This window comes from Anabaena sp. FACHB-1237, assembly GCF_014696225.1.
Taxonomy (GTDB): Bacteria; Cyanobacteriota; Cyanobacteriia; order Cyanobacteriales; family Nostocaceae; genus FACHB-1237.
Map to the genome: position 1 here is coordinate 87,211 of NZ_JACJPV010000015.1, position 10,757 is coordinate 97,967.

9 protein-coding genes and 1 pseudogene are annotated in these 10,757 nt (G+C 33.6%); 4 read left to right on the plus strand and 6 right to left on the minus strand.

The window, feature by feature from the left end; translation table 11 throughout:
• Nucleotides 1–115: 115 nt before the first annotated feature.
• Both nifK and H6F32_RS20520 read right to left on the minus strand, forming a co-directional pair.
• Entirely contained in the window at nt 116–1,651 is a 1,536-nt protein-coding gene (gene nifK / locus H6F32_RS10115; RefSeq protein WP_190369216.1) for a nitrogenase molybdenum-iron protein subunit beta, read from the minus strand.
• Between the two features lie 180 nt (nt 1,652–1,831).
• Nucleotides 1,832–1,978 (minus strand): annotated as a pseudogene (locus H6F32_RS20520) (nitrogenase molybdenum-iron protein subunit alpha); the annotation flags it as partial.
• 129 nt (nt 1,979–2,107) lie between these two features.
• Between H6F32_RS20520 and H6F32_RS10120 the strand changes: the two are divergent.
• Nucleotides 2,108–2,704 (plus strand): hypothetical protein, encoded by a 597-nt coding sequence (locus H6F32_RS10120; RefSeq protein ID WP_190369205.1) that lies wholly within the window; start codon nt 2,108–2,110, stop codon nt 2,702–2,704.
• A 110-nt stretch (nt 2,705–2,814) separates the two neighbouring features.
• On the opposite strand, the gene H6F32_RS10125 is transcribed toward H6F32_RS10120, so the two are convergent.
• Genes H6F32_RS10125 through H6F32_RS10140 form a run of 4 tightly spaced genes read right to left on the minus strand, consistent with a single transcriptional unit; the run spans nt 2,815 to nt 6,666 of the window.
• Nucleotides 2,815–4,374 (minus strand): effector-associated domain EAD1-containing protein, encoded by a 1,560-nt coding sequence (locus H6F32_RS10125; protein WP_190369206.1) that lies wholly within the window; start codon nt 4,372–4,374, stop codon nt 2,815–2,817.
• Nucleotides 4,375–4,408: 34 nt separating this feature from the next.
• Nucleotides 4,409–5,167 (minus strand): effector-associated domain EAD1-containing protein, encoded by a 759-nt coding sequence (locus tag H6F32_RS10130; RefSeq protein ID WP_190369207.1) that lies wholly within the window; start codon nt 5,165–5,167, stop codon nt 4,409–4,411.
• 15 nt (nt 5,168–5,182) lie between these two features.
• On the minus strand, nt 5,183–5,611 hold the full coding sequence (locus H6F32_RS10135) for a hypothetical protein (RefSeq protein WP_190369208.1): 429 nt from the start codon (nt 5,609–5,611) through the stop codon (nt 5,183–5,185).
• A 14-nt stretch (nt 5,612–5,625) separates the two neighbouring features.
• Nucleotides 5,626–6,666 (minus strand): effector-associated domain EAD1-containing protein, encoded by a 1,041-nt coding sequence (locus tag H6F32_RS10140; protein WP_190369209.1) that lies wholly within the window; start codon nt 6,664–6,666, stop codon nt 5,626–5,628.
• Between the two features lie 430 nt (nt 6,667–7,096).
• Here H6F32_RS10140 and H6F32_RS10145 point away from each other — a divergent pair, with 430 nt between their 5' ends.
• From H6F32_RS10145 to H6F32_RS10155, 3 genes are all read left to right on the plus strand, one after another.
• A complete protein-coding gene (locus H6F32_RS10145) occupies nt 7,097–7,714 on the plus strand; it encodes a Uma2 family endonuclease (protein ID WP_190369210.1) in 618 nt (205 codons plus the stop codon).
• A 188-nt stretch (nt 7,715–7,902) separates the two neighbouring features.
• A complete protein-coding gene (locus H6F32_RS10150) occupies nt 7,903–9,204 on the plus strand; it encodes a site-specific integrase (RefSeq protein WP_190369211.1) in 1,302 nt (433 codons plus the stop codon).
• 341 nt (nt 9,205–9,545) lie between these two features.
• Nucleotides 9,546–10,178: a hypothetical protein gene (locus H6F32_RS10155; RefSeq protein WP_190369212.1), complete on the plus strand. Its 633-nt coding sequence runs from the start codon at nt 9,546–9,548 to the stop codon at nt 10,176–10,178.
• Nucleotides 10,179–10,757: the final 579 nt, after the last annotated feature.

Sequence of the window (10,757 nt, forward strand, 5' to 3'; positions counted from 1 at the left end):
GTAGCTCTGCGTCACTGCGTGAGATAAATTAATAGGGAATTGGGAATTAATACCCAACTCCCCTTAATTCTGGTATTATTTGATGGGGTGGATTTTTTCCACCTCCAAGAAATTTCTAGCGAATTAAATCGTAAGAAATGTCGGTCTTACCAGCAACGTTGGTATTGCGATCTATTTCTTCAAAGATTGTGTTAACAACCCAGTTCAACAAGTTAATTACACCTTTGTAACCGATGGTTGCATAACGGTGGTAGTGGTGACGGTCCATAATAGGATAACCGATTCTTACTAAGGGGATACCAGTATCACGCCATAAGTACTTACCGTAAGTGTTACCGATTAATAAATCTACGGGTTCGGTGAATAATAAGGAACGTAGGTGCCATAAGTCCTTACCACCCCAGATTTTAGCTTCTTTACCAAATTCGCTAGAATCTAAGAGAGCCTTCAATTCTTTTTCAAACGCTTCATTGGTGTTGTGAACCAAAATATGTACAGGTTCAGCACCCAATTCTAGCATGAAACTAACTACGCTGTAAACTAAGTCAGGATCACCGTAGATAGCGAAGCGTTTGCCATGTACCCAAGCGTGGGAGTCAGTCATAGCGTCAACAGCGCGACCACGTTCGATTTCTAACTCTTCAGGAATAGCTTTACCAGTTAATTCGCTGAGTTTCATTAAGAACTCGTCAGTTCCTTTGATACCCCAAGGACGGGATACACATACTGGTTGCTTCCAGTCTTTAGCGATATATTCGCGGGTTTTGCTTAAGGAGTAGGCTTGAAGAGCAACGGTAGCTTTAGCGTTGATGGAATCTGCTGCATCTTCTAACTTAGTACCACCAGGATACATATTAAATTCACCATCGTTAGGTGAGTCAACGTAGTCACTGGTGTCAGAAAGTACAGTGTAGTCAATACCCATTAAGGAAGCAATCCGCTTTAATTCGCGGGTGTTTTCTGCATAGGTATCAAAACCGGGCATGAAGTTGATTTTGCCATTGCTGGTGGATTTCTTTTTACCTTCGGTTAAGGCAGAAAGAATACCTTTCATCATGTTGTCGTAACCGGTGATGTGAGAACCTACGAAGCTAGGAGTATGAGCAAAGGGTACGGGTAAGTCTTGGGGAACAGAACCAGCGTTTTTAGCGTTGTTAATAAACGCGCTAAGATCGTCTCCTATTACTTCCGCCATACAAGTGGTGCAAACAGCGATCATTTTTGGCTTATAGAGTTGATAGGAGTTAGCCAAACCATCAATCATGTTTTGCAAACCACCGAAAACCGCAGCGTCTTCTGTCATGGAAGAAGAAACACCGGAAATAGGTTCTTTATAGTGACGGGTTAAGTGTGTACGGAAGTAAGCAACACAACCTTGAGAACCTTGAACGAAGGGAAGAGTGCCTTCAAAACCCACAGCAGCGAGCATAGCACCTAAAGGCTGACAACCTTTAGCGGGGTTAACGGTTAAAGCTTCACGAGCGAAGTTCTTTTCACGATATTCCCAAGATTTGGTCCATTCTGCAACTCTTTGTACTTCTTCAGCAGTGTGACCGTTTTCAAATTCCTTCTTGTTTTGGAATAATTGTTGGTATTCTGGTTGATGGAATAGCTCAACGTGGTCCTTAATATTTTCTGGATTTTGAGGCATTCTAGTTCTCCAAGCTGTATTTTCTGTTTGCCAAGTAATGTGGGTTAGTGGCAATTTGCCCTTATCAGAGTGGGGAATTTTGCTCAAAATTCAGAATGCAAAATCCAAAACTGAGAATTTTAAATTTTGAAATTTGAAATTCCCTACTCCTGGGGGGCAAATCGCCCCTAATGGGTGGGTTTAAACGGCTGCTGTAGCTCTAAGAGCTTTCTTTGCAGATTTGTTCCAGGGAGCGCCGATTAATGACCAGGTTGGGCTGTTGAGCGCTAAATCCATGTCACGAGCGAAAATTGCGAATCCGTCGTAACCGTGATAAGGACCGGAGTATTTATTTTGTTGGTTTAATGATTTGTGAATGTTTGATTTTGTCAGAATCAGGTGAGAATATACAGGATATACAGTATATTAATTATCAGTGGTGTATGATCCTCAAACGTATTTTCGGAAGTGTTAATTATGATTGACAAAAAAGTTAATTTAGAGCAAAGTTTGATTTCACAGGAACAGGAACTTCTTAATCCTCCTGATGATGATGGTCCAGTTCCTGAAGTGGCTTTATATCGGGCTTTAAGAATGGCGGAGTTAGCAATTTTGGGAGAGTTAGAGCATTTAAATAATTCACATACACTTGTAGGATTACAATTAAAATATAAAGTTGTAGAAATTACTGAACCAGAGAACAAGGAAAGGATTAAACTTTTACATGAACAAGCACCAGTATATTTTGTTGTTTCCGGTAAGTTAATTGATGAAGAAAAACCTCAAACAATAGAAAAATATCAAAATCAAAATCTACAAGAAGAAGATCAAGATTCATTAAATATAGAGTTCATTATTAACTTAGTGGAAAAAATTAAAGAATATCTGATTGGACACACTCCGCCATATAAGTTATTAAATAATCAGATTCATCTTAATTTACGAATACAATTAAATTCTCAAATTACAACTTATCAAAGTTGCGATCGGGACTGTATACAAAAATGCGGTCATAGGAGTCCTAGCGAAACACGAAAAGGTGTGAAAAGATGTTTTTGCAATAAACCTTGTTAATTTATTAGGACTTACGCACGAAGTAATCTAAAACCTGATTCTTTCGTAGGGGTAATTCATAAATTACCCCTACTTTCGAGGTATTTTGCGTAAGTCCTGTTCATTTTGAATTATTTTTTTTCTAGTAACTGATTGATCAGTTTTTGCCACTCTGGGTGAGTTTTTTTGATTTCTCGAAGCTCACTAACTATTTGCTGATATTCTTGTGGATTATATTTAGTTATAACTTCATTATAAAAATCTATGCTATCTTTACATTTTTTAGCATCAATCTGGCAAAGTTTGGATAAATCTGAAATTGCACCTAATCTGTTTGGATAATCAAACAATCTTATACTTGAGCGTATTTCAAGACCATAGGGACGGTCTAAATTTTGCTCAATTACTTGACCTAAATCTTTTTCTGCTTGAGAATATTTCTTAAGTTTAGCAAACATTATAGCTCGACTAACTAAAGCTCTACTTTTTGTTTTTGAATCATTTGACTCATTATTAATAACTCTTTGATAAAGTTCTAAGGCTTGATCAAACTCTTCTAAAGTTGTATAATTCTCAGATTGCTGTAACAACAAAGTATTACGTCTATTTTCATCTTTTTCAAATTTATAACTACATTTATAAGAATTTATAGCATTATTAAAGTCTTTATTTTTATTATATAAATCACCCAAAAGAGAATAAGCATCAGCAACTTGTTGTTCTTGGATCGTTAGATTGATTAACTGTTCATTATTGACTTGACAAAATATAATTCTGTCTAATATATCTTGTAATAATTGTTGAGATTCCCTAATTTTGTCTTGTTTGTTTGAAGAATAATAGCTTAAAGCAATTTTATAAGCTACTTGGAAATCAGCTATTTTTAATAAAATTTCCTTAAATATTAATGGATCTTTTTGATGTAAAGAAATATTTACTAATCCGGATCTGGTAATTTTCTCTTGTATCTTCTGATCGTAAACCTGATTATTATCATAATTAATTTCTACTCCTCCTAAAAAAGAAAATTTATTAATTCTTCCCCAAAGGACTAATACAGTATGATTTTGAGGAAATAATCTCTTTCCAAGTTGATTAGCTTCAGATCGTTCTTTTACTGCTTCATTTAATTGACGACAGATAGTTACATCAGATGGAATTCGTGTCTTCAATCCTTCGGATAAAGAAGTTTCTAGATTACTATCTTGATTACCTTCAAAATCTGGGATAATAATTTTTATACTATCAGGTTGTTTCTGTAATTGTTTATTATTACAATTTAGTTCAGGTTGAAAAGAACGATAGACCATGAAACCAGTAACAATAATTACTAGCCCGACACAACAATTTTTGATAACTAAGGCTAATTTATTCTTTTTTTGATCATCTTCATCTGGATTTATTTTACTATTTTGAGAAGATTTTCCTAGCAAGTTTTTAATAGTTTCTTGCAACTCTACATTATCAGGACGATCTTTAGAAATTGCATTGATTAAATCTATTAATGTTCCTCTAGTTTCTGCCCATTCAATCAGCTTGAAAATTTTTTGTTTATTGTTACTTCCACCTACAATATCATCTAAATTTTCACCTAATTCTAGTCTAATCAATATCTCTATCTCAGCTATATCTGGATAACTTTCAAGAATTATAGTTAATAATTTTTTACGATCATTTGGTAATAATTTCATATACAACACCTCATTTACAAGAACTTTAAAGTCTCTATATATTGATTAAGTCAATGAGACTCTTGAACTTATCAAACATAGCAAACATAGAAGATATATTCATCAAATTAAAGTTAAACTCTCTTCTTACCCAACCATCATTAATATCTAATTGTAGACAAGACGGTATATCTTTTCCATAACCATCAATAATTTTGGTCTCATTGGAAATATAATTAATACTATTCATGGTTTTGGGAACAATAATTGAAACAGTTGTTAATCTGGCAAAAAAATCTTTGTTGCGTTTTAGATAACACAATAATAACCCTTTTTCTGGAACATTTTTTTCTTGTTGCCAACGATAAGCACCCCAATCAATTGTGATCAGATGTTCTTTATTAATATTTTCTTTCTCAGGAATAATATGTGTCCAAATCGCTCCTATATAATCTTCTGGATCACAATAAATTGATTGAATTTGAAATAGTTGATTATCTTGAAGTGTATTTGTATTGGATGTATTATTTGCGTTGTTGATTTTTGCTAACAAATTTTTAATGGTTTCCTGTAATTCTACATTATCAGGACGCTCTTGAGAAACAATTTCTAGTAAGTTTTTTAATTTTCCTCGCGCTTGTACCCAAAGAATCAGATTAAATACAATTGACTGAGTTGTTGTTTCACTATTAACAATTGCATCTATATTTTCTTCTAAAGAATACATTACTATTTGTGCCAAATCATCTTTAGTTGGATAGGCTTGAACAATAGATTTAACTAATTTCTGATATTCAACACCTGATAATTTCATAACTCAATCTCCTAATTAAACTGATTTTTTATTGCTGTCTTCAACAGGATTAATCAAGGGAATAACTAAGTTATACAAAATCAATGAAATTGATCCATAAACAGGATTATAAAAGCCCAGAGTATTAAAAGGTTCTCCTAAAGCAAATACCCAAACAATAAAAGCAACCGTAGAAATGCTCGTTTGCTTAATTGCTAGAGGTTTTTTGGATTCAAAGGTTTGCTTGAGAATATAAACAGAAGTCAGTACTGTAAAGATAAAAAATAAGATCCATAATATAGTATTTGTGGGTATATTACTACTACCTTTAATTAGCCCTGTAATGGCAATCCAAGCACCGACAATTTCCGTAGGAATATATTTAAGTAACTTATCGAAATAGCCGTCTAATTTTGCTTCTTCACCCTTAGCTTGTAGTTGACTGGTAATAATTCTCCGTCCCATAATAACTCCTTAAATTAATTTAAAAAATCTTTAATTTCTTGATAAATATTAGCAAATAAAATCCCCTCTCTAATTGAGCCAAAATTTTTCGCTTTTTGGGCGTGATGTAAGGCTACTAAATACCAATTTTCATCAAAACAAGGTGAACCACTTGATCCTACAGCGGTTTTATTTACATATTGAACTAAACCACTATTTTGATAAACTCCTGTAATACCATCTTGACTAATTGATAATTTCATTGAATCTCCTTTAGGATGTTGTAACACACTAATTCCCATTTTTTCAATAGGTAATTTCTGACTATCCCAACGAGCAGGTTGAATATCAGTTGCTTGAGTAATTTTTGCCTCTACTTGTAATAAAACATAATCTAACTCTTCGGTTTGACTAAAGCATAAAATTGGGTTTTGTCTATCTAACTGAAAACATTTACCTTGGGTTTCTAAACCATTATCTGAAGTCAAACAGCCAAATTTTAAAATGGCATTTAAAGCATTATTTTCTAAATTATCTTCATCTCTATATTTTAAAACATGATAGTTGGTAAGGATTTTATTAGGAGTAATTAAAACTCCAGTTCCCATAATGTTACCAAAGGGAATTTCAATGCGACAAACTGAAGTAGATTGTTCTATCGCTCGTTTTAAAAAACCTACATCCCAATAATCAGTTTCAGGTTTTAACCAACTTTGTAGTTGAATTTCATCGCTTTCACCACGCCAATTGATATCAGGACCAAAATCTGAATTTTTAACAGCAGAATCTACAAGAAACCGTTTCTTAATAACCACAGATTGATAAAATTCTTTAAGTTCAGGATTATCAGGATTAGTGCCATAAGCTGCTATAATTAACGGGGATATTTTCCCTCTAGGAATTGCCCATTTTGTCATGAGATTAAATACTAGTTGGGTGAGATTATTACCGCAACTAATCGCATCTAAGTTTTCCCCTAATTCAAACTGAACCATCATTGCTAAATCCTCTTTACTAGGATAAGCACTAACGATGGCATTCACTAATTTTTTTAACTCAGCACCAGATAGATTCATAGGATTTTTATTAAGAGCCTATTAGAAAATGAGATGTTGCTAGGAAATATGTTGAATAATGCAGAAATTATAGCATAGGTTAAGTACAGTGATTTGTGATAACTCTAATTATGTTATTAATTCTTAACATTGGTGATAATCAGACGATGTTGGAAAAGTATTGGGAGAATATCATTCACTACTACTCAAGCCAAGTCTACACTTCAACAAGTGACCACCTGCGTGGACTAATGAAAAACCAAGAATCTTTAACCTGGATAGCCAAGTTCTGTTTATTTAGCCACCATTTCCAATGGCTTTACAAACATCCTCATTAGATATGTGGGAAAAAATTAATCATCACCACCAAGATATTTCTGCAAGGTAAAATGATGGGAATTATGGGAATTAATGCTATAATAATATTTACAGATAGCTGAGTGAAGACACTATGAGCATCACAACTTTAACCAAATTAGACTTTGTACAATTCCTACAACAACGTCCTGATGATGGTATTTATGAATTAGTTAATGGAGAAATTGTTAAAGTGGAAGCAATTAGAGCGCATAAAAATGTAGCCCGATATTTAATGTTTGGTTTTAATGATGAAATTCGGCGGTTACAACTGGATTATATTGTAGATAAAGATATAGTCATTAGAACAGTTACCAATAAAGGAGAACAGAGAGGAAGAAATCCTGATGTGAGTGTAGTTGTTGCATCTTTATGGAATACTAATGTCACAGCTTATGGCGCTTTAACTGAACCAATTCAATTAGCAGTAGAAGTAACATCAACAAATTGGGAAGATGATTATATTGACAAGTTAGAAGAATATGAAAATTTGGGAGTTAAAGAATATTGGATAGTGGATTATTTAGCTATAGCTTCTCGCAGTTATTTAGGAAATCCTAAGTTACCAACGGTGTTTGTTTATGAATTAGTTGATGGCAAATATCAACAAAAAGCATTTACTGGAACAGATAAAATTATTTCTCCTACTTTTCCTGAATTAAATATTACAGTTGAAGATGTCATTAACGCTAGTCAAATTTATAATGTATGATATTGTTAAGATACCGGACTTATTATACAAGTTTGGTATCTATTTTTTGGATGTTTACAGTTAACATATTTATTTCGGTTTTAAGTTTATTCTAATAAACAATTCAAACTTCAACAACCATAAAAAGTGGTTTTGAATTGAATCTTTATGTTTATTTGTCTATTTTGAGGCGATCGCTACAACTCAACATGAAAACCAACTTAACACAAGAAATACAATTAGTAAATCTGCGTTTGAAATCTGCAAACACTAGAGTAACTATTCGAGAATCAAATGGATGTCTGCAATTGCGCGCAACTTTGCCCCTCAAACCAGGTGATGCAGATATCAAAAAAACAGGTAAAAAACAATACAACCTCAGTTTAAACATTCCTGCTAATTTTGATGGCTTAAAAACAGCAGAAGAAGAGGCTTATGAATTAGGAAAATTAATTGCTAGAAAAACCTTTATTTGGCATGATAAATATTTAGGAAATGAAACAATTAAAAAAGACTTAAAAACCATTGGAGAATTATTAGAAACTTTTGAAAATGAATATTTTAAAACCCATAAACGCACTACCAAAAGTGAACATACTTTCTTTTATTATTATTCCCGAATTAAGCGTTATACAAATGCTGATGATTTGGCAATAGGAGAAAATTTGATTAATGCCATTGAAAAAATAGATAAAGAATGGGCTAGATATAATGCTGTAAGAGCAATTTCTGTATTTTGTCAACTTTTCAAAATTGAGATTAATTTAACTAATTATGCGAAAGTTCCTGAAAGTAATTCTCGCAATGTTCCCACTGACAAGGAAATAGTGAGAGGATTTTACAAATTTGATGAATATGTAAATCATCGAGGTAAACAAGTTAATCAAGATGTGCAAGATAGCTGGCAATTATGGCGATGGATCTATGGAATGTTGGCAGTTTTTGGTTTACGTCCCCGTGAGATTTTTGTTAATCCTCATATTAATTGGTGGTTAAGTAATGACAATATAGATTTAACTTGGAAAGTTGATAAAGATTGTAAAACAGGAGAAAGGGAAGCATTACCTTTATATAAAGAATGGATTGAGGAATTTGATTTAAGAAATTCTAAATATTTGGAAATGTTAGCTAGAGAAATTAGTAAAAAAGACCAAAATAATTATGCAGAAATCACGGCATTAATTCAAAGAGTGAGTTGGTGGTTTAGAAAAATTGGTTTGGATTTTAAACCCTATGATTTACGTCATGGTTGGGCAATTAGAGCGCATATTTTAGGTATTCCTATTAAAGCCGCAGCAGATAATTTAGGTCATAGTGTGCAAATTCACACCAAAACTTATCAACGTTGGTTTTCTTTAGATATGCGGAAATTAGCAATTAATCAAGCTTTAAGTAAACGGCATGAGGTAGAGTTGATTAAGGATGAAAATACGGGGTTGAAAATGGAAAATGAACGGTTGAAGATTGAGGTAGAGAAGTTGAAGATGGAAATGGTTTATAAAGAGAGTTAAATTTTATTACAAGTTGGCATTATTCATAACACAATATATAAGTTTTTCGGCGTTGGTGAACTCAGGTATGAAATTGAGAAATTCAAAATTTGAAACTTTGCGTCTAACGCAAGTGCTTCGCTGATGCGCGAAATAAATATCATACTCCAATTCACCAACGCCAAAAATCGCTGTAACAAATTATCTGCATTGATCTGCGTTTAATTATGATTTATTGTAACTTACTTGAATAGTAATTACTGATGGTAACTATTTATAGTAGTTATTGGACTGGATTAGCACAATGTGGTTAGATGTGGTGGAAAACTTTTGTAATTTCCTTTTTCATACTTCGTCTTAATATGCAAACTAATCCTATTAAACAATTACAAGTCAATCTTTCTGCAACTGCTGCTACCATAGCTTTGTTGGTTACAGTGCCATCAATGGCTCATGGTCAAGTTAATAGTACCACCACTAAGCCAGTCTCATCAACTCCTAAGACATCAGTAGTTAATATATCCATTACTGAGGCTGAAGTGCTGGCCGCCCAAAAGGCCTGGGGTGAAGCATTGGTTAATATCAGCACTACCTATGATCAAAAGGGGATGTCCGCTGCGAGAAAACTCGCTGACAATATAATAGACGAATTATATGCTTATCAATCGGGATTAGTGTTGTTTAAACCCACTTTGACAACTGGAGATCAGACCTTCCGCACAACACACAAAGGAGCTTTGTCTTATTTTGTTGGTGGTGACTCCTCTTTCCCTAAAGATACTGGTTTTGCTCTCAAGGGATGGCGAAAAGTGGAAATTCGCAACGCTGGTATTTTTATTGTCGGTAATACTGCTACCACTATGGGTAATGTTTCCCTGACTGATAAAACAGGTAAAGTCACAACAGTGGATAAAACCTGGCAGTTTATTAGAGGTAATGATGGCAAATTGCGTATTATTCTACACCATTCTTCTCTGCCCTATAGTTCAAAATAAACATGGAATAGATCCCCGACTTCTCCTGGAAGTCGGGGAGTTGACAGTTGCTACGCCACTGGGAGAGGAAAGCGATCGCCAACTTTTTGACTTTTTGGACAATTTCTTCAGCGAGTGGAGATTGTTCTAGCTAGTGAAAAAGGGTCAGTTTTACTAAGTGAACTGGAAGATAGTTATCAGGTTTATGAACTAATAGTTAGTAGTATTCAATCCCTAAAAAGCGTTTCCTTCTTTCTAACCAACAAATAAATGCAGAAGTGAGTTTAGAGATTTCACCTCTGATTAGGAAATTTTACCACAAACTAGATTATAATTAGATACCCAAATTCCCGACTTTTTCAAGAAGTCAGGGATCTAAATTAAATTGTATCTGGGTCAATCAGGACTTACGCAACTGGCACAGCGATCGCTAATTATTAGTATATGTGTACTGCAATAATGAAGATGTTATGGAATCAGACTGATTGAGAATTGTTAATAGTAATAGATTAAATAAATGACGGGTATTAATTTTATGAGAGAATGATGATAGGGTACATTAAGAAATTAATTAACGATGAAATTTACTAAACTTAATTA

Bases quoted from the DNA above. Each gene is read 5' to 3' on its own strand.
- H6F32_RS10145 (WP_190369210.1), top strand. From the start codon at position 7,097: ATGAGCATCACAACTTTAACCAAATTAGACTTTGTACAATTCCTACAA.
- H6F32_RS10140 (WP_190369209.1), bottom strand. From the start codon at position 6,666: ATGAATCTATCTGGTGCTGAGTTAAAAAAATTAGTGAATGCCATCGTT.
- nifK (WP_190369216.1), bottom strand. From the start codon at position 1,651: ATGCCTCAAAATCCAGAAAATATTAAGGACCACGTTGAGCTATTCCAT.
- H6F32_RS10120 (WP_190369205.1), top strand. From the start codon at position 2,108: ATGATTGACAAAAAAGTTAATTTAGAGCAAAGTTTGATTTCACAGGAA.
- H6F32_RS10125 (WP_190369206.1), bottom strand. From the start codon at position 4,374: ATGAAATTATTACCAAATGATCGTAAAAAATTATTAACTATAATTCTT.
- H6F32_RS10135 (WP_190369208.1), bottom strand. From the start codon at position 5,611: ATGGGACGGAGAATTATTACCAGTCAACTACAAGCTAAGGGTGAAGAA.
- H6F32_RS10130 (WP_190369207.1), bottom strand. From the start codon at position 5,167: ATGAAATTATCAGGTGTTGAATATCAGAAATTAGTTAAATCTATTGTT.
- H6F32_RS10155 (WP_190369212.1), top strand. From the start codon at position 9,546: ATGCAAACTAATCCTATTAAACAATTACAAGTCAATCTTTCTGCAACT.
- H6F32_RS10150 (WP_190369211.1), top strand. From the start codon at position 7,903: ATGAAAACCAACTTAACACAAGAAATACAATTAGTAAATCTGCGTTTG.